At 57.4% G+C, this 20,706-nt stretch carries 17 protein-coding genes, 4 tRNA genes and 1 riboswitch; of the genes, 15 read left to right on the top strand and 6 right to left on the bottom strand.

All coding sequences use genetic code 11. From position 1 onward, the window contains the following. Nucleotides 1-77 precede the first annotated feature (77 nt). The 6 genes from aruF to astE all read left to right on the top strand — a co-directional run bounded on the left by aruF (nucleotide 78) and on the right by astE (nucleotide 6,522). Nucleotides 78-1,097 (top strand): arginine/ornithine succinyltransferase subunit alpha, encoded by a 1,020-nt coding sequence (aruF, locus tag U5A05_RS18325; RefSeq protein WP_261739315.1) that lies wholly within the window; start codon nucleotides 78-80, stop codon nucleotides 1,095-1,097. A gap of 55 nt (nucleotides 1,098-1,152) precedes the next feature. Further along, nucleotides 1,153-2,190, top strand: a complete 1,038-nt coding sequence (gene astA, locus U5A05_RS18320) for an arginine N-succinyltransferase (RefSeq protein WP_321834250.1) — start codon at nucleotides 1,153-1,155, stop codon at nucleotides 2,188-2,190. Further along, nucleotides 2,187-3,656: a succinylglutamate-semialdehyde dehydrogenase gene (gene astD / locus U5A05_RS18315; RefSeq protein WP_321836531.1), complete on the top strand. Its 1,470-nt coding sequence runs from the start codon at nucleotides 2,187-2,189 to the stop codon at nucleotides 3,654-3,656. The genes astA and astD overlap by 4 nt, the downstream gene beginning before the upstream one ends. A 140-nt stretch (nucleotides 3,657-3,796) precedes the next feature. After that, complete coding sequence (gene astB, locus U5A05_RS18310; protein ID WP_321834248.1) at nucleotides 3,797-5,143, top strand: N-succinylarginine dihydrolase; 1,347 nt, start codon at nucleotides 3,797-3,799, stop codon at nucleotides 5,141-5,143. Nucleotides 5,144-5,210: 67 nt separating this feature from the next. Continuing rightward, nucleotides 5,211-5,498 carry a topoisomerase II gene (locus U5A05_RS18305; RefSeq protein ID WP_235573226.1) on the top strand — a complete coding sequence of 96 codons (288 nt, stop codon included), beginning with the start codon at nucleotides 5,211-5,213 and terminating at the stop codon, nucleotides 5,496-5,498. A 13-nt stretch (nucleotides 5,499-5,511) separates the two neighbouring features. Further along, nucleotides 5,512-6,522 carry a succinylglutamate desuccinylase gene (astE, locus tag U5A05_RS18300; protein WP_261739312.1) on the top strand — a complete coding sequence of 337 codons (1,011 nt, stop codon included), beginning with the start codon at nucleotides 5,512-5,514 and terminating at the stop codon, nucleotides 6,520-6,522. On the opposite strand, the gene U5A05_RS18295 is transcribed toward astE, so the two are convergent. Together U5A05_RS18295 and U5A05_RS18290 are read right to left on the bottom strand one after the other, a co-directional pair. Then, nucleotides 6,519-8,018 carry a M91 family zinc metallopeptidase gene (locus U5A05_RS18295; protein WP_321834245.1) on the bottom strand — a complete coding sequence of 500 codons (1,500 nt, stop codon included), beginning with the start codon at nucleotides 8,016-8,018 and terminating at the stop codon, nucleotides 6,519-6,521. The genes astE and U5A05_RS18295 overlap by 4 nt on opposite strands. A gap of 119 nt (nucleotides 8,019-8,137) precedes the next feature. After that, on the bottom strand, nucleotides 8,138-8,647 hold the full coding sequence (locus U5A05_RS18290; RefSeq protein ID WP_321834243.1) for a 6,7-dimethyl-8-ribityllumazine synthase: 510 nt from the start codon (nucleotides 8,645-8,647) through the stop codon (nucleotides 8,138-8,140). Between the two features lie 131 nt (nucleotides 8,648-8,778). Then, a riboswitch (FMN riboswitch) is annotated at nucleotides 8,779-8,946 on the bottom strand. 214 nt (nucleotides 8,947-9,160) lie between these two features. Between U5A05_RS18290 and ltaE the strand changes: the two genes are divergently transcribed. The 9 genes from ltaE (at nucleotide 9,161) to mgtE (ending at nucleotide 17,086) form a co-directional block, all read left to right on the top strand. Beyond that, nucleotides 9,161-10,165, top strand: a complete 1,005-nt coding sequence (gene ltaE, locus U5A05_RS18285) for a low-specificity L-threonine aldolase (protein WP_321834242.1) — start codon at nucleotides 9,161-9,163, stop codon at nucleotides 10,163-10,165. Nucleotides 10,166-10,311: 146 nt separating this feature from the next. Continuing rightward, nucleotides 10,312-12,930, top strand: a complete 2,619-nt coding sequence (alaS, locus tag U5A05_RS18280) for an alanine--tRNA ligase (protein WP_261739308.1) — start codon at nucleotides 10,312-10,314, stop codon at nucleotides 12,928-12,930. Between the two features lie 83 nt (nucleotides 12,931-13,013). Then, the gene (locus U5A05_RS18275) at nucleotides 13,014-14,249 is read left to right on the top strand and encodes an aspartate kinase (RefSeq protein WP_261739307.1); all 1,236 of its coding nucleotides are present in this window, start codon (nucleotides 13,014-13,016) and stop codon (nucleotides 14,247-14,249) included. A 189-nt stretch (nucleotides 14,250-14,438) separates the two neighbouring features. Beyond that, a complete protein-coding gene (gene csrA / locus U5A05_RS18270; protein ID WP_003175645.1) occupies nucleotides 14,439-14,627 on the top strand; it encodes a carbon storage regulator CsrA in 189 nt (62 codons plus the stop codon). 61 nt (nucleotides 14,628-14,688) lie between these two features. After that, a tRNA-Ser gene (locus U5A05_RS18265) sits at nucleotides 14,689-14,779 on the top strand. Between the two features lie 107 nt (nucleotides 14,780-14,886). Then, nucleotides 14,887-14,963: transfer RNA gene (locus U5A05_RS18260), tRNA-Arg, on the top strand. Between the two features lie 71 nt (nucleotides 14,964-15,034). After that, nucleotides 15,035-15,111: transfer RNA gene (locus tag U5A05_RS18255), tRNA-Arg, on the top strand. Between the two features lie 70 nt (nucleotides 15,112-15,181). Beyond that, a tRNA-Arg gene (locus tag U5A05_RS18250) sits at nucleotides 15,182-15,258 on the top strand. A gap of 385 nt (nucleotides 15,259-15,643) precedes the next feature. Further along, nucleotides 15,644-17,086: a magnesium transporter gene (mgtE, locus tag U5A05_RS18245; protein WP_261739306.1), complete on the top strand. Its 1,443-nt coding sequence runs from the start codon at nucleotides 15,644-15,646 to the stop codon at nucleotides 17,084-17,086. A 117-nt stretch (nucleotides 17,087-17,203) separates the two neighbouring features. Here the strand turns inward: mgtE and U5A05_RS18240 are convergent, their stop codons facing one another. The 4 genes from U5A05_RS18240 to U5A05_RS18225 all read right to left on the bottom strand — a co-directional run bounded on the left by U5A05_RS18240 (nucleotide 17,204) and on the right by U5A05_RS18225 (nucleotide 20,649). Then, complete coding sequence (locus U5A05_RS18240) at nucleotides 17,204-17,524, bottom strand: Arc family DNA-binding protein (RefSeq protein WP_019823397.1); 321 nt, start codon at nucleotides 17,522-17,524, stop codon at nucleotides 17,204-17,206. 325 nt (nucleotides 17,525-17,849) lie between these two features. Further along, nucleotides 17,850-18,254, bottom strand: coding sequence for a hypothetical protein (locus U5A05_RS18235; RefSeq protein WP_321834241.1), 405 nt, complete (start codon nucleotides 18,252-18,254; stop codon nucleotides 17,850-17,852). A 66-nt stretch (nucleotides 18,255-18,320) separates the two neighbouring features. After that, nucleotides 18,321-19,049 (bottom strand): aspartate/glutamate racemase family protein, encoded by a 729-nt coding sequence (locus U5A05_RS18230; protein WP_261739303.1) that lies wholly within the window; start codon nucleotides 19,047-19,049, stop codon nucleotides 18,321-18,323. A 58-nt stretch (nucleotides 19,050-19,107) separates the two neighbouring features. After that, complete coding sequence (locus U5A05_RS18225; RefSeq protein WP_321834240.1) at nucleotides 19,108-20,649, bottom strand: NCS1 family nucleobase:cation symporter-1; 1,542 nt, start codon at nucleotides 20,647-20,649, stop codon at nucleotides 19,108-19,110. Nucleotides 20,650-20,706 lie beyond the last annotated feature (57 nt).

The raw sequence follows: 20,706 nt of genomic DNA, 5'->3' as shown, positions 1-20,706 counted from the left end.
CGACCTTCGCAGCAGACTAACTCCTGCAGGACGGTCTTGTTTTTCCCCTCTTATTTTATGGATTAAGGAGTGACACCATGCTGGTGATGCGCCCTGCGCAAATGGCTGATCTGGGCGAGGTACAGCGTCTGGCTGCGGATAGCCCGATTGGTGTCACTTCATTGCCGGACGATATCGAACGCCTGCGCGACAAGATCGCCGCGTCCGAAACCTCGTTTGCTGCCGAAGTCAGCTTCAATGGCGAAGAGAGCTACTTCTTCGTTCTTGAAGACACCACCACCGGCAAGCTGGTGGGGTGTTCGGCGATTGTGGCTTCGGCCGGTTACTCGGAGCCGTTTTACAGCTTCCGTAACGAGACCTTCGTTCACGCCTCCCGCGAGCTGAAGATCCACAACAAGATCCACGTCCTGTCGCAGTGCCATGACCTGACCGGTAATAGCTTGCTGACCAGTTTCTATGTGGTCCCGGAACTTGTGGGGTCGGCCTGGTCCGAGCTCAACTCCCGTGGCCGTCTGCTGTTTGTGGCCAACCACCCGGAACGCTTTGCCGATTCGGTGGTAACCGAGATCGTCGGTTATAGCGATGAAAATGGCGACTCGCCATTTTGGGACGCTATTGGCCGTAACTTCTTCGACTTGAACTACGCTGCCGCCGAGCGTCTGTGCGGGCTGAAAAGCCGTACTTTCCTCGCCGAGCTGATGCCGCACTACCCGATTTACGTGCCGTTGCTGCCTGACACTGCCCAAGAGGCCATGGGGCAAGTCCACCCGCGGGCGCAGATCACCTTCGACATCCTGATGCGTGAAGGCTTCGAGACCGATCATTACATCGACATTTTCGACGGTGGCCCGACCCTGCATGCACGGGTTTCGGGGATCCGCTCAATCGCTCAAAGCCGCGTGGTTCCGGTCAAGATCGGCACGCTGAGCAAAGGCGGCGGTCGTCAGTACCTGGTGGCCAATGCCCAGTTGCAGGACTACCGCGCAGTATTGCTGGAGCTTGATTGGGCGCCGGGCAAGCCGGTCACGCTGGATCTGGAAGCGGCCGAAGCACTCGGCGTTGGCGAAGGTGCCAGCGTACGAGTGGTGGCGGTTTAACGCGTTTGAGCGAGTTTCGCGGGGTTCGTCAGCGAGCCCCGTCTGAGGAGATAGCATGATCGTTCGTCCTGTACGCAATAGCGATTTACCGGCCCTGATTGAGCTGGCACGCAGCACCGGAACCGGCCTGACCACCTTGCCGGCCAACGAAGAGCGCTTGCTGCATCGAGTGACCTGGGCTGAAAAAACCTTCCGTGGTGAGGCCGAGCGCGGCGATGCGGATTACCTGTTTGTGCTTGAAAACGACGAAGGCAAGGTGGTGGGTATTTCCGCCATTGCTGGCGCCGTGGGCCTGCGCGAGCCTTGGTATAACTTCCGGGTGGGCCTGACCGTCAGCGCCTCGCAAGAGCTGAGTATTTATCGGGAAATTCCGACCCTGTTTCTGGCCAACGACCTGACCGGCAACTCTGAGCTGTGCTCGTTGTTCCTGAGTGCCGATTACCGCACTGGCCTCAATGGCCGGATGCTGGCCAAGGCCCGGATGCTGTTTATCGCCGAGTTCCCGGAACTGTTCGGTAACAAGATCATTGCCGAAATGCGTGGCATGTCCGATGAAGCCGGGCGCTCGCCGTTCTGGGAAAGCCTGGGTCGACACTTCTTCAAGATGGAATTCAGCCAGGCCGACTACCTGACTGGTGTAGGCAACAAAGCCTTTATCGCCGAGTTGATGCCCAAGTTCCCGGTGTACACCTGCTTCTTGTCTGAAGATGCCCGTGCGGTGATCGGCAGGGTGCATACCCACACCGAACCGGCGCTGAACATGCTTAAAAGCGAAGGTTTCAGTTATCAGGGCTACGTCGATATTTTTGACGCGGGCCCGGCGGTGGAGTGCGAAACCAGCAAGATCCGCGCTGTACGCGACAGCGAAGCGCTGGTGCTGGCCATCGGCACCCCGGGTGACGATGCCACGCCTTACCTGATTCACAACCGCAAGCGTGAAGATTGCCGCATCACCGCAGCGCCTGCGCGTCTGGCTGCTGGCACTCTGGTTGTCGATCCACTGACCGCCAAACGCTTGCAACTGACCGCAGGCGATCAAGTGCGCGCGGTTGCCTTGTCGGCCCAGCCAGTTGCCCCACGGGAGTCGAAATAATGAGCACGTTGTACATTGCAGGCGCCTGGCAGAACGGGCAGGGCGAAGCCTTTGAATCGCTGAATCCGGTCACCCAGAAAGTGCTGTGGGCAGGTAATGGCGCCAATGCCGAGCAGGTAGATGCCGCCGTCAAGGCCGCGCGTCAGGCTTTCCCTGAGTGGGCCACACGCACATTTGAACAGCGCCTGAGCGTGCTTGAAGCCTTTGCCGCGAGCCTTAAAACTCACGCGGATGAACTGGCACGTTGCATCGGTGAAGAAACCGGCAAGCCACTTTGGGAGTCGGCCACCGAAGTCACCAGCATGATCAACAAAGTGGCGATCTCGGTGCAAAGCTACCGCGAGCGCACAGGTGAAAAAAGCGGCCCGCTGGGCGATGCCACCGCTGTTTTGCGCCACAAGCCCCATGGTGTGGTTGCCGTATTCGGTCCGTACAACTTCCCTGGTCATCTGCCTAATGGGCATATTGTTCCGGCATTGCTGGCCGGTAACAGCGTGGTTTTCAAGCCGAGCGAGCTGACCCCCAAAGTCGCTGAGCTGACCGTCAAGTGCTGGATCGAAGCCGGGCTGCCAGCCGGGGTGTTGAACCTGCTGCAAGGTGCGCGCGAAACCGGTATCGCACTGGCGGCGAACACAGGTATCGACGGGTTGTTCTTCACTGGTTCGAGCCGTACTGGCAATGCACTGCATCAGCAGTTTGCCGGGCGCCCGGACAAGATCCTGGCCCTGGAAATGGGCGGCAATAACCCGCTGGTGGTCGATCAGGTCGCGGATTTGGATGCTGCGGTCTACACCATCATTCAGTCGGCCTTTATCTCTGCCGGGCAGCGTTGTACCTGTGCCCGCCGTTTGCTGGTGCCGCAAGGCGCATGGGGCGACAGCCTGCTGACGCGTCTGGTTGACGTCAGCCAGAACATCGAAGTGGGTGCTTTTGATCAACAGCCCGCACCCTTTATGGGGTCGGTGATTTCCTTGGGCGCCGCACGCGCCTTGATGGATGCACAAGAAGTTCTGTTGGGTTCGGGCGCTGTTGCCCTGCTGGAAATGCACCAGCCCGACAGCAATGCCGCCTTGCTGACGCCGGGCATTATCGACGTGACTGAAGTCAGCGATCGTTCGGACGAAGAGCTGTTCGGGCCATTGCTGCAAGTGATTCGCTACGCCGACTTTGACGCGGCAATTGCCGAGGCCAACAACACCGCGTTTGGTTTGGCTGCGGGCTTGCTGTCGGATTCCGAGGCGCGCTATCAGCAGTTCTGGCTGCAGAGCCGTGCCGGGATCGTGAACTGGAACAAACAGCTGACGGGCGCGGCGAGCAGTGCACCTTTTGGTGGCGTCGGGGCGTCGGGCAACCATCGCGCCAGTGCCTATTACGCAGCAGATTATTGCGCGTACCCGGTGGCTTCTCTTGAAACCCCGACCTTGACCCTGCCAGCGGCGTTGACCCCTGGCGTGCGAATGTCGTAACGCTTATCTCATTCCTGTGGGAGCGGGCTTACTCGCGATTGCATCAGCGCGGTCTGGCAGTAAAGCCGCATCGTACGCATCGCGAGCAAGCCCGCTCCCACAGGAGATACAAATAGCCACCGTTTCCCGGAGCCTCACCGATGAAGTCCTTTGAAGTCAATTTTGACGGTTTAGTGGGGCCGACCCATAACTATGGCGGTTTGTCGTTTGGCAACGTCGCCTCCCAGAGCAACAGTCAGCAGGCCTCCAACCCCAGGGAAGCCGCGCTGCAAGGCCTGGAAAAAATGAAAGCGCTGATGGACATGGGTTTTGTCCAGGGTGTGCTGGCGCCGCAAGAGCGTCCGGACGTTGCTGCTTTGCGCAGTCTGGGTTTTTCCGGCACCGATGCGCAGGTTATCGAGCGCGCAGCCAAAGAAGCCATGCCGTTGCTGGTTGCCAGTTGCTCGGCATCGAGCATGTGGGTGGCTAACGCCGCGACTGTCAGCCCAAGTGCAGACACCGCAGACGGGCGTGTGCATTTCACTGCTGCCAACCTCAACTGCAAATACCACCGCAGCATCGAGCACCCGACCACCAGCCGCGTGCTGGGCGCGATGTTCGCTGATCAGCAACACTTTGCGCACCATGCGGCACTGCCCGCAGTGGCTCAGTTCGGCGATGAAGGCGCGGCCAACCACACGCGCTTTTGCCGTGAATATGGCGAGGCAGGTGTCGAATTCTTTGTGTTCGGTCGCAGTGCGTTCGACAGTCGTTACCCGGCGCCGCAAAAATACCCGGCCCGCCAGACCCTTGAAGCTTCGCAAGCGGTAGCCCGCCTGCACGGTCTGAGCGAAGAGGGCGTGGTATTCGCCCAGCAAAACCCTTCCGTCATCGACCAAGGGGTGTTTCACAACGATGTGATTGCCGTGGGCAATGGTGAGCTGTTGTTCCATCACCAGGACGCGTTCCTCAATACCGAGCAGATGCTGGCCGAGTTGCATGGCAAGCTGGCGGCCCGTGGCGCTAACTTCCAGTCGATCAGCGTGCCTCGCGATCAGGTGGCCGTGGAAGATGCGGTGCGTTCGTACCTGTTCAACAGCCAACTGCTGAGCCGTGCGGATGGTTCCATGCTGCTGATCGTGCCTGAAGAGTGCCGCGCCAACCCGCGTGTCTGGCAGTACCTGCAAGGGTTGACGGCTGCTGGTGGGCCGATTCGCGAGGTTAAGGTGTTTGACCTTAAGCAAAGCATGCAGAACGGCGGTGGCCCGGCGTGCCTGCGGTTGCGTGTCGCACTCAATGAAACTGAGCTGGCAGCTGTCAATCCGGGGGTTATCATGACCGCGCCGTTGTATGACACGTTGACCCAGTGGGTCAGCAAGCACTACCGCGACGCCCTGCGCGAAAGCGATCTGGCCGACCCGCAATTGTTGCTTGAGTGCCGTACGGCATTGGATGAACTGACGCAAATCCTTAAACTGGGCTCGGTTTACCCCTTCCAGATCAATTGAACGGCGGTGTGCCTGAGCGATTATTAGTGCCGGGCACACACCTTCACCTCCCAATGAGAGCAAAAGAATGACCGATACCCTGAAGTTGATCCTTGAAGACACTGATGGCACCCAGCTGGAAACCAGCTGCACCCGCGTTGCCGTGATGTGGCAGGGCAAAGAATTGTGGATTCAGCAAGACGGCCGTGGCCAGTTGCTGATCGGTGTTGACGTTGAAGAAGGCGATGCCGAATACGCCAACCTGCTGCTGCGTCCATTAGCGACTAACCTTGTCAGCCTGCAACTGGAAATGGAACCGGCTGATCTGAGCGATGACGAAGACGATCACGTACACGGTCCAGACTGCAACCACTGATTAAGGATGCACCATGCTCGCTCTCGGCAAACTGCTTGAACTGACCTTGGCTGGACGTGAACCAGCCGAGAAAACTCAACTGACTGTCGACGGCGTGCGGATGCGCTGGCTGACCGAAGGCGCGCTTGAAGTACGCCCGCCCGAGGCTCGCGACAACGGCATGGATCTGTTGTTGTCAGCCGGCATCCACGGCAATGAAACAGCGCCGATCGAGTTGCTCGATCGTCTGTTGCATGCCATTGCGCGGGGAGAAATCAAACCCCGCGCACGAATTCTGTTCCTGTTCGGCAACCCGGGTGCCATGCGCACCGGCGCGCGGTTTGTCGAAGAAGACCTCAACCGGCTGTTCAATGGTCGCCACGCAAGCAGCAGCGGCCCCGAGGCCCTGCGCGCGTGCGAACTTGAGCATCTGGCCGAAACGTTTTTCAGCCCGCCTGAGCGCACCCGTCTGCATTACGATTTACACACGGCGATTCGTGGATCGAAGATCGAGCAGTTCGCGCTCTATCCCTACAAGGAAGGGCGTACTCACTCCCGCGACGAACTGGCCCGCTTGCGCGCCGCCGGGATGGAAGCGGTGCTGTTGCAAAACAAGCCTTCGATTGTGTTCAGTGCTTACACCTACGACCGGCTGGGCGCCGAGGCGTTTACCCTGGAGTTGGGCAAAGCCCGGCCTTTCGGGCAGAACGGCGGGGTCAATGTCGAGCGTCTTGAGCTGCGTTTGCAGCAGATCATCGAGGGCACCGAGTCGCCGCTGGCCGAGGCTTCGCTCGAAGGCTTGCAGCTGTTTAGCGTGGCCCGTGAAGTGATCAAGCACAGCGATGCATTTATCCTGCATTTGCCGGTGGACGTCGAAAACTTCTGTGAGTTACCCAAGGGATACCTGCTGGCGCAAGACGCGGGCAAGACGCGTTGGGTCATTGAAGAAGAGGGCGCGCGGATTATCTTCCCAAACCCCAAGGTCAAGAACGGTCTGCGCGCCGGGATGATTATTGAGCCTGCTGCTATCGAAGCGCTGGTTTAGCCTGGAATGAACCTTATGTAGCTTTTGCGTGAAGGCAGCCCCAACTCCTCGCGTATGCCGTTTTCGGTAAAGGCCACCGGGTTGGTCCTGGTGGGAGGGGTGAGCGGGTCGTTATCAAAGTCAAAGGGCTCTGCGCTGGCGGGCAAGCCGACTACCTGCAGCTCCGCGTTGTCGGCCTGGGCTGGCGGCATGTGGGGTTGTTGCGGATCCGGGCCGGTTCCCGAAAAAATGGTGCCGGTCACGTAGTTGTAGGCATGACACAGCTCATGGTAGAGCGAGGCCAGAGGCACCGATTCGTCTTTCTGGTGGGCCGGGTTGTAGTAGACCGTTCCGCCAAAGGCTCCCCAGCCAGCAGAGCCACCTGCTATGTAAGGCGACGCCATCAGCAGCGCGGGCTGGTACATCCCGTTGTCGATACGCTTGAGTTCCACAATGGTGATGGGCTTTTGGCTGGCGTGAATGCTCTTGCTCAGGGCTGCCAGCAACTGTTGGCCGTAGGTCGAACCCAGTAACATTTTCAAGTCATCGGTCACACGCTCGACGAATGCGGGTGCTCCCTGAATGACCAGCCCTGAACTCGCCAGCGATTGCGCGTCGATTTTGCTGACCTGGTTATCGATAAAGGATGTGGCGTCATTTTGCGTATTGGCGGGCACCAGAACGCCCTCGCTTACGGTGGTCACAGGCTCTATTGAGTGCGCCTTGTCGTTGGGCTTGAGCCCTGCGAAGGCGTTATCCCCCAGGCCTGAATAAAGGGCGTTGCTGCCTTGACCAGCGTACAAAAGGTCATCGCCATCACCGCCACTGATGATGCTGTGTTGCTCGCCGCCAATGGCAATATCATTGCCTTCTCCGGTCTCGATGTAGCACCTGCCAGCCCCGCCGCGCACAAAATCATCCCCTTTGCCGGTGTAGACCGTCATTACGCCGCTGCCGATGGCATTGACCACGTCATTCCCTTCACCGGTTTCGATATAGGTGCGTCCATCGCTCGTCATCACGCGGTCATTGCCGGGGCCAGTGTATACCTGGGCGAAGCCTGAACTGGTGACAACGGTGTCATCGCCTGAGCCGGTGTTGATGTGCAGGGGCTGCATGACCGTGGCGGCAATGTAGACCGAGTCGTTACCGTCCTGGGTATGGATTTCAATGATTTGTCTGGCGCTGGCCGGGGTAACGCGAAAGCGCAGGTGATTGATATCGATCAGCAGTCGATTACCGGTGCGGGTCACCAAAATGGTTCGGTGCAGCCCTTCAATGGTGAAAACCAGCCGATCCGTGCCCTCGGAGATAGGTGTGGAGTATTCGTGGGTGTAGCGATCAATGGTGACGCTCTGACCCTTGTGGACAACGACATGAGTGCGGGTCTCGAGGGTGTGGTCGGTTATTGGCAGGGTTGTGGTGGTCGTGCCGGGGCCTTGGCTGGCGCCATTTATGGCGAATTCATGCTCGGCTTGAAGCCGTGCAGTGGAGGCTGAAGGGGTGAAAGAGGTCATCGTGGGTACTCCAGTGAATAAAGAGGCTTTATTCAAACGGCTCTGGAGGGTGCTGCGGTGTCAGATAATTGTAGCGGTGCCCACAAGCCGGACCGAAGTCTGGCTTGTGGGCTGGCGATTTACACCGCGCGTTTTTGCTGGGTGTCCAGGCGCTTCAAGTCGCGAATTTTTTGCAGGGTATCGACGCAGGTCTTTGCCGCTTCCTGGCCTTTGTGCACGAAGTGGTCGAAGAAGAATTTGTGGTGTTCTTCACCGGCATGGAAGTGGTGCGGGGTCAGGCTGACCGAGAATACCGGCACTTCGGTTTCCAGTTGCACTTGCATCAGGGCGCTGACTACGGACTGGGCGACGAAATCGTGACGGTAGATGCCGCCATCCACCACCAGTGCCGCGCCGACGATACCGGCATAACGGCCAGTCTTGGCCAGCAGCTTGGCGTGCAGCGGGATTTCAAAGGCGCCGCCAACTTCAAAGAAATCGATGTCGCTTTCCTGATAGCCCTGTACCAGCATTTCGGCCAGGAAGCCTTTACGGCTCTGATCGACAATGTCTTTGTGCCAGCAGGCTTGGATAAACGCTACGCGCTCGTGGTGGTTTTTGCTTTTGCTGTCGATTGCGGTGGGTTGCATGTTCAGATTCCTGTTTGTGTGAAAAACAGGGCATATGAATCGAATGGGATTAAAGGGTACGTTCAGGTGGACAGCGCACGGCCATTTGGCATCGTCACTTGTCCACCTGGTTGACGGCCCTTTGGCGCCAATCCCGTTCTCTCTTCATCCGGACTATGACCGTCGGCCCCGGGATCACACCGGGTCTGCTGACCTTGATCTGTCTTCGCCGAAGCGGGGACCGACCAAGCGCTCGCGGGCTATGCGCTTTGCGCGCAATTACCGCCGGTGGGGAGTCGCACCCCGCCCTGAGAACGTTGCCGCCAGCCTTTCTGGCGGCGGGCATTTTGTATCACAAATTTTTCGCAGATGCATGGCTGCTTTTTGCTAATAGCAATCAAATTTCTTGCTGGGTTAGCAGTCGATTTCTGTGCAAACACAAATATATAGCCAATCTGCCTGCGCTACGCTTGTTCGAAAGGGAATTCCCCGATTAGTCTCCAGTGCTGATCACTTATTGCCGAGGCCGCTTCAATGACTGTTATCGATCTTCGTAGTGACACCGTGACCCAACCCAGCGCTGGCATGCGCGAGGCCATGGCAAATGCGCCGATGGGCGACGATGTGTATGGCGAAGATCCTTCGGTAAACAAGCTGGAGTCCGAACTGGCCTTGCGTCTGGGTTTTGCCAGTGCGCTGTTCGTGCCCACCGGTACCATGAGCAACCTGCTGGCACTGATGGCTCATTGCGGGCGCGGTGACGAATATATCGTCGGTCAGCAGGCCCACACCTATAAATATGAAGGCGGCGGGGCGGCGGTACTGGGCTCGATTCAGCCGCAGCCGCTGGAGGTTCAGGCGGATGGTTCGCTGGACCTGGCGCAGGTTGTTGCCGCGATCAAGCCTGACGATTTTCACTTTGCCCGCACCCGTTTGCTGGCCCTGGAAAACACCATGCAGGGCAAGGTGCTGCCGGTTGAGTATCTGGCAGCGGCCAGTCGCCTGACCCGTGAGCATGGGCTGGCGCTGCACCTTGATGGCGCCCGGCTGTACAACGCGGCCGTCAAGCTGGGGGTTGATGCGAGTGATATCACCCGGCATTTCGACTCGGTATCGGTGTGCCTGTCCAAAGGTTTGGGTGCGCCAGTGGGCTCCGTGTTGTGCGGCACTGCCGAGCTGATCGGCAAGGCCCGGCGCTTGCGCAAGATGGTCGGTGGTGGCATGCGCCAGGCAGGCCAGTTGGCGGCTGCCGGGTTGTATGCGCTGGACCATCAGGTTGAGCGTCTGGCGGACGACCATGCCAATGCGCAGTTCCTCGCCGAGGGCCTGCGTGCTGCCGGGTATGAGGTGGAGCCGGTGCAGACCAATATGGTCTATGTGCAGATCGACGAGCGGGCGGAGGCTCTCAAGGCCTTTGCGGCCGAGGAGGGGATCAGGCTCAGCGCGGCACCGCGCTTGCGAATGGTGACGCATATGGATGTCAGTCACAGTCAGATTGAGCACGTAATAGCCGTTTTTACCGAGTTTTCCCGCCAATAATCTTGCGATCCGTCCAATTGCTTGTCGCTATCGTATAAACACGCTGTACCCGAGGCGAAGGGCCGATATAATGCGGCCCTTTGCGAGTCGCACTGTCGATTGACGTGATTCACTTGCCTCTGGCCGCAGCCTCCGTGGAAGAACCTATGAAAAGCGCAGAAATCCGTGAAGCCTTCCTTCGCTTCTTCGAGGAGCAAGGTCACACCCGTGTCCCTTCCAGCTCCTTGGTCCCGAATAACGACCCAACCCTGCTGTTCACCAACGCGGGGATGAACCAGTTCAAGGACTGTTTCCTGGGTCAAGAAAAACGTGCTTACACCCGAGCGACCAGCAGCCAGAAGTGCGTGCGAGCCGGCGGCAAGAACAGCGACCTGGAAAACGTCGGCTACACCGCACGTCACCACACCTTCTTTGAAATGCTCGGTAACTTCAGCTTCGGCGATTATTTCAAGAAAGACGCGATCAACTTCGCTTGGACTTTCCTGACCGGCGTTCTCAAGCTGCCTAAAGACAAGCTCTGGGTAACCGTTTACGCCAGCGATGACGAAGCGTATGACATCTGGACCAAAGAAGTCGGTGTCCCTGCCGAGCGCATGATCCGTATTGGCGACAACAAAGGCGCGCCGTACGCATCGGACAACTTCTGGACCATGGGCGATACCGGCCCGTGCGGCCCTTGCACCGAGATTTTTTACGATCACGGTCCTGAAATCTGGGGCGGCCCGCCGGGCTCGCCAGATGAAGACGGTGACCGTTACATCGAAATCTGGAACAACGTGTTCATGCAGTTCAACCGCACCGCCGATGGCGTGTTGCATCCGTTGCCAGCGCCGTCGGTAGATACCGGCATGGGCCTGGAGCGGATCAGTGCGGTGATGCAGCACGTCAACTCCAACTACGACATCGATCTGTTCCAGAGCCTGCTCAATGGCGCGGCGCAAGCCATCGGCTGTGCCAACGAAGGCCAGGCATCGCTCAAGGTTGTAGCCGACCACATCCGTTCGTGCAGCTTCCTGATTGCCGATGGCGTATTGCCTTCCAATGAAGGTCGCGGCTATGTATTGCGCCGCATCATTCGTCGCGCCTGCCGTCACGGCAACAAGCTGGGCGCAACCGGCAGCTTCTTCTACAAGATCGTCGCGGCACTGGTTGCCGAGATGGGCGAAGGCTTCCCGGAGCTGGTTCGCGAGCAAGCCAACATCGAGCGCGTGCTTAAAGCCGAAGAAGAGCAGTTCTCCAAGACCCTGGAGCAGGGCCTGAAAATCCTTGAGCTGGATCTGGCTGAACTCAAGGGCACCGTGGTGCCGGGCGACGTAGTGTTCAAGCTCTACGACACCTATGGTTTCCCGATGGACCTGACGGCCGACATCGCCCGTGAGCGCAACCTGACCGTGGACGAGGAAGGCTTCGAGCGCGAGATGGAAGCCCAGCGTGTGCGTGCGCGTTCGGCCAGCGCGTTCGGCCTGGACTACAACACTCTGGTTAAAGTCGATGTGCCGACCGAGTTTATCGGTTACAGCGCGACCCAGGCCCCGGCCAAAGTCGTTGCTCTCTACAAAGACGGTCAGTCGGTTGCCAGCTTGAGCGAAGGCGATGACGGCGTGGTCATTCTTGATCAGACCCCGTTCTACGCCGAGTCGGGCGGCCAGGTAGGCGATTGCGGTTACCTGCAAGCTGGCGCAGCGCGTTTTGACGTGCGCGACACCACTAAAACCGGCGGCGCGTTCCTGCACCACGGCGTGGTTGCAGCGGGCGGCCTGAAAACAGGCGAATCCGTTGAAGCCAAGGTAGATGCCGATGTACGTCACGCCACCGCGCTGAACCACTCGGCGACTCACTTGCTGCACGCGGCCTTGCGCCAGGTGCTGGGCGAGCACGTTCAGCAGAAAGGTTCGTTGGTCGACAGTCAGCGCATGCGCTTTGACTTCAGCCACTTCGAGTCGATCAAGCCTGAGCAGATCAAGGCGCTGGAAGATATCGTCAACGCCGAGATTCGTAAGAACACCCCGGTCGAGACTGAAGAAACCGACATCGAAACCGCCAAGCAAAAAGGCGCCATGGCGCTGTTTGGCGAGAAGTACGGCGACAACGTGCGCGTACTGAGCATGGGCGGCGATTTCTCGGTTGAATTGTGTGGCGGTATTCACGCTAACCGTACTGGCGATATCGGCCTGATGAAAATCATCAGTGAGGGCGGTGTAGCCTCCGGTATTCGTCGGATCGAGGCTGTTACAGGCGCGGCCGCACTGGCTTACCTGAACGCCGCCGAAGAGCAGCTCAAGGAAGCCGCAAGCCTGGTCAAGGGCTCGCGTGAAAACCTGGTCGACAAACTGTCGGCGGTGCTTGAACGTAATCGCCAGCTGGAAAAACAACTGGAACAATTGCAGGCCAAAGCTGCAAGCGCTGCGGGCGATGACCTGTCATCGTCGGCAGTGGACGTAAAAGGCGTGAAAGTGTTGACCGCCCGCCTGGATGGTCAAGATGGCAAGGCGCTGCTGGCGCTGGTAGATCAGCTGAAGAACAAGCTCGGCCGTGCGGTGATCCTGCTCGGCAGTGTTCATGAAGACAAGGTTGTACTGGTTGCAGGCGTAACCAAAGACCTGACTGGCCAACTCAAAGCCGGTGATTTGATGAAGCAGGCCGCTGCGGCAGTGGGCGGGAAGGGCGGTGGTCGTCCGGACATGGCGCAAGGCGGCGGTGTTGATGCTGCAGCCCTGGACGCTGCGTTGGCCCTGACTGTGCCATTTGTCGAACAGGGTATCTGAGGTCCAGTACGCGCCATCGTCTAGTGATGGCGCGTCGTTTGAATGATAAATGGGCGCCCTTTATGGGCTGAGGCTGCTTTGAAATGGCTTTGATCGTACAGAAGTTTGGAGGCACCTCGGTCGGCACTGTCGAGAGAATCGAGCAGGTCGCCGATAAAGTTAAGAAGTTCCGCGAAGCCGGTAATGATCTGGTGATCGTGCTCTCTGCAATGAGCGGCGAAACCAATCGCCTGATCGAACTGGCCAAGCAAATCAGCGATCACCCGTCACCTCGCGAGCTGGATGTAATTGTATCCACGGGCGAGCAGGTGACTATTGGTCTGCTGGCGATGGCGCTGAACAAGCGCGGTGTACCTGCGGTGTCCTATACCGGCAGCCAGGTGCGCATCCTTACGGACAGCTCGCACACCAAAGCCCGCATCCTGAAAATTGACGATCAGAAGATTCGCGCCGACCTTGGGGCCGGGCGTGTGGTTGTGGTTGCAGGTTTCCAGGGCGTCGATGAGCACGGCAACATAACCACGTTGGGTCGTGGCGGCTCTGACACCACCGGTGTGGCACTGGCGGCGGCCCTGAAGGCTGATGAATGCCAGATCTATACCGATGTAGACGGGGTTTACACCACAGACCCGCGGGTTGTGGCCAAAGCTCAGCGTCTGGAAAAGATCACCTTCGAAGAAATGCTGGAAATGGCCAGCCTGGGCTCCAAGGTGTTGCAGATCCGCGCAGTCGAGTTCGCAGGCAAGTACAACGTTCCGCTGCGCGTTTTGCACAGCTTCAAGGAGGGTCCAGGCACCCTCATTACTATTGATGAAGAGGAATCCATGGAACAGCCGATCATTTCTGGTATCGCGTTCAATCGCGACGAAGCCAAGCTGACCATCCGTGGCGTGCCAGACACCCCGGGCGTGGCGTTCAAGATTCTGGGCCCGATCAGCGCGGCCAATATCGAAGTCGACATGATCGTGCAGAACGTCGCGCACGATAACACCACCGACTTCACCTTCACTGTGCACCGCAATGACTACAACGCCGCACAAACCGTGCTGGAAAACACGGCGCGCGAGATCGGCGCCCGTGAAGTGGTGGGTGATACCAACATTGCCAAGGTTTCGATTGTCGGCGTAGGCATGCGTTCTCATGCGGGCGTTGCCAGCTGCATGTTTGAAGCACTGGCCAAAGAGAACATCAACATCCTGATGATCTCGACCTCCGAGATCAAAGTGTCGGTGGTGATTGAAGAGAAGTACCTGGAGCTGGCCGTGCGTTCCCTGCACACCGCTTTTGACCTGGACGCGCCAGCCCGACAGGGTGAGTAAAACGTTTCCAGGAGGGCGCGGTTAATCCGCGCCCTTTGTTTTTTTGGCAGGCATGAACCAGGCCCACCTGTTTTGTCATGTTGGTCAATACTTAGGAGCACAGGGTGCTATAGCTGTTCGGCTAGTAGGCCCGGGCTCTTTTTTTTTGCAGACTGTTGTCCCTGAAATGAAAAGTGTGAGGAGAAACGTATGCTGATTCTGACTCGCCGTTGTGCGGAAAGCCTGATCATAGGCGATGGCGAAATTACTGTGACCGTGCTCGGTGTCAAAGGCAACCAAGTGCGCATTGGTGTGAATGCTCCCAAGGAAGTTGCTGTGCACCGTGAGGAGATCTACCTGCGGATCAAGAAAGAAAAGGACGAAGAACCAAGTCTTTAATTTTATTTAAGTTTTTAGTTGCATGCGGGGAAAAGGCTGGTTATTATACGCCCCGTGTTGCGGAGAGGTGGCCGAGTGGCCGAAGGCGCTCCCCTGCTAAGGGAGTACATCTCAAAAGGGTGTCGGGGGTTCGAATCCCCCCTTCTCCGCCATTATTCATGTAGCACGTTCGAATCTAGACAGTTCGGTAAGTTGTTGAAATTACTGAAAAAAAAGCTTGTCAGAGAGATTCAACGGTCTATAATACGCAGCTTCAAATGCACTCGTAGCTCAGCTGGATAGAGTACTCGGCTACGAACCGAGCGGTCACAGGTTCGAATCCTGTCGAGTGCACCATTTAAGAGTTAATGGCTTTGGCGGTTAACTTGGCTTCAACCAGCGGTGGTCTGGTCTAACAAACACAACTTGCACTCGTAGCTCAGCTGGATAGAGTACTCGGCTACGAACCGAGCGGTCACAGGTTCGAATCCTGTCGAGTGCACCATTTAAGAGTTAGTTGCTTCGGCGGTTAACTTTGCTTCAACCAGGGTGGTCTGGTCTAACAAACACAACTTGCACTCGTAGCTCAGCTGGATAGAGTACTCGGCTACGAACCGAGCGGTCACAGGTTCGAATCCTGTCGAGTGCACCAAACACCAAAAAGCCTGCACAGTGTGCAGGCTTTTTGCTATCTGCGATTTGAACATTACTGTCATTCGCCAGACTTCTCCCCAGTTTATGCTGACCCTTGTACACGCTGAGATTTCATCTTCGGCTTGTGTCCTATGCGTTTTAACCTGCGTCGCACAATCATCGTGCAGGCGCCGTTCGACGGCGCCTCGCAAGCTTTTGTTAAGTCCAAGATTTTTGCGTCATAAATTTTTAAGCCGTGTATGATTGCGCCCGTCAGCCCCGCCGGGGCTTGTGGAATACTTCCATGGACTTACCCAGTAGAAACTCAGCATCCCGTTTTTCCAATCATGAATTGACTGATTGATCCTTCCGGCGTGCCCTGCTGCTGGGAGTGGAGTTCGCCTATGACCGAAGTTGAAGTAAAGAAAACGCAAGACAGCCTGCAAAGCCGCCTCGCTCAAGTTATTGAGCTGCTTAATCGCCAGCGTGTGGTCGAAGACCTGACTCATCGTCAGGAAGGCCATAACCATGATCGGGTTGAAAACCTGGTCCATCGGCAAAACCTTGTTGAGCTCCAGCGCAAGCTGGAAGACCTGCACTCCGCAGACGTTGCCTACATCCTCGAAGCGTTGCCGCTGAACGACCGTTTGACGGTCTGGCAGTTGGTCAAGGCTGATCGCGATGGCGACATCCTGCTTGAAGTATCCGACTCGGTACGTGAAACCCTGATCGCCGACATGGACGATCACGAGCTTCTGGCAGCCGCCAAGGAGATGGATGCCGACGAACTCGCTGACCTGGCCCCTGAGCTGCCGCGAGACGTCGTCCATGAGTTGATGGAGACCCTTGATGGTCAGCAGCGTGAGCGCGTTCGCTCCGCACTGTCCTATAACGAGGATCAAGTCGGCGCCCTGATGGACTTCGAGATGGTGACGATCCGTGAGGATGTCAGCCTTGAAGTCGTACTGCGTTACCTGCGTCGCCTCAAAGAGCTGCCTGGGCATACCGATAAATTGTTCGTGGTCGATTACGACGGTGCGCTCAAGGGCGTGTTGCCGATCAAGCGTTTATTGGTCAACGACCCTGAAAAGCAAGTGTCCGAGGTAATGGCCAGCGATCCGGTGAGTTTCCATCCGGACGAAGATGCCTACGATGCCGCTCAGGCGTTCGAGCGTTATGACTTGATCTCTGCGCCTGTAGTCGACAAGAACGGCAAGCTGATTGGCCGTCTGACCATCGATGAAATGGTCGACCTGATCCGTGAGGAGAGCGAAACCGAAGTTCTCAACATGGCCGGTCTGCGCGAAGAGGAAGATATTTTTGCCTCGGTCTGGAAGTCCCTGCGTAACCGCTGGGCCTGGCTGGCAGTCAATCTGGTCACGGCGTTTATTGCTTCGCGGGTGATCGGCCTGTTTGAAGGCTCGATTGAAAAACTGGTGGCACTGGCAGCGCTGATGCCTATCGTGGCCGGCATTGGCGGTAACTCTGGCAACCAGACCATCACCATGATCGTACGAGCGATGGCGCTCGATCAGGTCAACACCGGCAGCACCTCGCGTCTGATGCGCAAGGAGCTGGCCGTGGGCCTGATCAATGGCCTGGTGTGGGGCGGGGTAATCGGCGTTGTTGCGTACCTGCTGTATGGCAGTTGGTCGCTGGGCGTGGTGATGACCGCGGCCATGACACTCAACCTGCTACTTGCAGCGCTGATGGGAGTATTGATCCCCATGACGTTGGCCAAGATGGGGCGTGACCCGGCCATGGGCGCGAGTGTGATGATTACCGCCATGACCGACAGTGGCGGGTTCTTCATCTTTCTGGGGCTGGCAACCATCTTCCTGCTTTGATGGTCTGCGGCCTGATCGGACACTGTCTGATCAGGCCGTTTTTGTAGCGGGCGTGAACAGCGCCCATAAAAAAAGCCAGCGCGATGCTGGCTTTTTTGTGCCTGATTTAAATCAGGATTACTCGGATGCCGCTTCAGCGTCGTGAGCAATCAGTGAAACCAGGGCGTTTTGCTGGCGATGTGACAGTTGTCGAAAGCGTTGCAGCAGCTCACGTTCATGCAGGGAAAGTTCTGGGCTGTCCAGGCGCATGCTGAGTTCGTCACCCAGTACACCTTCCTGAATAAGGCTTTGCTCAAGACGAGCAATGATTTCTGAGTTCATGCTGCGGTGATGGTTGCGAGCCACTTCGGCGATGCGCTCGCGCATTCCGTCTGGCAGGCGTACGACGAACTTGTCAGCCGTACGGCTGGAGTAAATAGCCTGTTTCAATGGGCGCATTATAGTTAACCGGTTAGTTCAGGGGAGCGGTTCTCGGGAATTGGCCGCAGGATGTATTTAAGACCGTCCTGGTGGCCAAATGTTCAACCTGAATTGCGAAGAGGCGCGCATCATGCCTTAAATCTGCCATTTCCCCGGCGTCAATTCTGTGACAAATATTGACCCGGATACAGGCGTTATGCCAGCAGTGATTATCAAAAACATGAGCTGGTATTCATAGCGTACAGATTTAGCGCTTATCCAGAAGGGTTGTGCCCTTGCAGGTTAGTAGCCTTGGCGCAATTGTGGGTCAAACTTGATTATTCACCCGTTCTCAGTGCGCTCATCAAAAAAACCAGCGTTCAACTTCGGCTGCTTCGCGGGTGGGGCGATCATTGGTCGCCAAATGAGGAGCTACGCTGGTGGCCGCATTCATCACCGCCAACTGGGGTAGCGGTTTGAGTGGTTTGCTGTAAACAGCTGCTATTTCAACGGGTTGCTCAGCCGAAGCAGGCTCAGGTTGAAAGTGCACCGCTGCCAGCACGGCCAGCGCAAGGGCATTTAACAGTAAGAGTGTGCTGTTCATGGCGGTCATCTCTGAGAGCATGGACGGAGTACTGTTACTAGAGCAGTCTTCATGCCAACTGTAGAATGGGTAAAAATCTATATAAAACAGTTGGTTGAAGTATGTCTTGGAGAGGGGCTGATTGCAATTTGCAATGATGGCTTTTTGCTGTAGTGCAATTTGCATGACACGGAAGAAAGCGAGGAATTATCAGCCCTGTGCAGCCGCGGATAGCGGCTGCAGCGTGCTTGTCTAGCGTGCGAATCGAGCTGCCCACCCCGTAATCGCCTTGGGGCGGGGTGTTGCGTAGGTGCGTACTTTCGACGTCGACAGCCCCAGGCGAACCAGCGTTTCGGCGATGGTCACCGCTGCCGTTACACCATCAACCACCGGCACACCGGTGCGCTGACGAATCTGCTCATCCAGTCCGGCCATTCCTCCGCAGCCCAGGCAAATAACTTCCGCCCGGTCTTGGCTGACCGCCAGTTCGGCCTGTCGAACAATGGCTTCAACAGCTTTTTGCGGTGAAGACTCGAGTTCCAGAACGGCAAGGCCGCTGGCGCGTACCGAAGCGCAGCGTTGCCACAGTCCTGACAGTTTCAAGCGGTCTTCGATCAGTGGCACGGTGCGATCCAGTGTGGTGACCACCGAGTAGGCGCGCCCCAAAAACATGGCCGTGCTGGCCGCAGCGTCAGTGATATCCACCACGGGCACGTTGAGCAACTCCTGCAATCCTTCGCGGCCATGCTCGCCATACCCGGCCTGGATCACGGCATCGAAGGGCTGATCGTAGGCCATGACGCAGTCCATTACCGCGATTGCGGCCAAATAACTTTCAAAATTACCTTCAACCGACTCAGCGCCGAAGCTGGGCGTCAGCCCAATGATTTCGGTGCCCGGCGCGGCTACGGATTGCGCCTGCCGAGCAATGGCCTGAGTGATGCTGTCGGTCGTATTCACATTAACCACGAGGATTCGCATGGACTCTCCTTGGAGTGGCTGGGAGGAGGCGGCCTGCACGCGGCAGACCGCCGTTGCATCAATGGCTGGCGTTATCGACCGCAATCGATTCGCCGCTGACTTGGGCGTAGTGGGTTTGGCGTTTGGCGATGATCAGATAAAGCATCGCTGCAATACCGGCACCAATCAGCCAAGAGAATGGAGAAACAGTGTGGAAACCCGGAACCAGCGCCAGAATAATTGCGATCAGCGCTGCCGGAATAAACGCCGCAACGGCGCGCAAATTCACGCCACGGGAGTAGTAGTAAATACCTGTGGGGTCTTCGCTATATAACGCTGGCACATCCACCTGGCCTTTTCGTACCAGCCAATAGTCGACCATGATCACGCCATATAACGGGCCGAGCAGGGCGCCCAGGCCAGACAGGAAGTAAACAATAACCAGCGGGCTGTTATAGAGATTCCACGGCAGGATCAGCACCGCGATGGTTGCGCTGATCAGTCCCGCCCGGCGAAAGGTCAGGTACTTGGGGGCCAGGTTGCTCAGTACGAAAGCTGGCGCGACGAAGTTGGCCATGATATTCACCGCCACCGTCACAATCAGAAATGCCAGGCAGCCCAGCACCAGGAAGAAAGTATTGGGGATCGACGCAATGATCTGCGTCGGGCTCTCGATAATTGTCCCGTTGATTTGAAACTGAGCGCCGCAGAGCAGGACGGTGATACCGGCAAACACCAGAATATTCACCGGTAGGCCCCAGAAATTTCCGACCGTGATGGTTTTGCAGCACGGCGATGAACGCGAAAAGTCACTGAAATTAAGGATCATCGTGCCGTAAATCGCCAGCCACAGCGCGCCACCGGCAAACACATTGCGCCACACCTCTGCGGTGCTCAATGGCACGCGATCCGACCAGGCAATGCTGCCGTTGGCCTGAAAGTACATCCAGGCAGCAAGGCACAGCACGGTGATTAAAATCACTGGCCCGGCAAAGGCTTCATAGCGGCGAACCATTTCCATGCCGTAGGCGAGGATCGCCAGTTGCACAAACCAGATCGCGACAAAACATACCCAGCCCAGGGTCGACAGCCCAAGGATCGAGTCGTGGTCATAGGCAGCGAAACCGGGATGAATGGCGGTCAGCAACACACGCAAGACCACAGAGGCCAAATAGGTCTGAATCCCGAACCAGGCTATCGCGATAACGGCGCGTATCAGCGCCGGAATCTGGGCACCATGAATGCCGAAACTAATACGGCTAATAACCGGAAACGGCACTCCGGTTCTCTGGCCCATATAACCCGAGAGGTTCATGAAGTTGAACACCAGCGCTGCGCCGATCCCGAGCGAGAGCAAAATTTGCCAGCCATTCAGCCCAAGTGCATACAGCCCGATGGCAAACGAGTAATTGGCAATGTTGTGCACATCGTTGGTCCACAGGGCAAAAATACTGTAGCGGCCCCAGCGCCGACCTTCGGTTCTGGTCGGGGCAAGGTCGTTGTTATGCAGGCGCGGACTGAGTGCCAGTGGTGCGGGCGTGGGGCCTGCGGTGTGGGGGAGGGGAGTTGAAACCGGTGAAGGTAAATCCAGAGCGATGGTATCGGCGAGTCTTGAACGCATTCTGGCAAGCTCCTGATGCCTACCGGCGTGATGACTGTTCATGAGCGTTGGCTCGAC

The organism is Pseudomonas kulmbachensis (genome assembly GCF_963681935.1).
In the GTDB taxonomy this organism is placed as follows: domain Bacteria; phylum Pseudomonadota; class Gammaproteobacteria; order Pseudomonadales; family Pseudomonadaceae; genus Aquipseudomonas; species Aquipseudomonas kulmbachensis.
The sequence above is the reverse complement of the archived record's forward strand: the minus strand, read 5'-3'. Positions and strand labels throughout refer to the sequence as shown.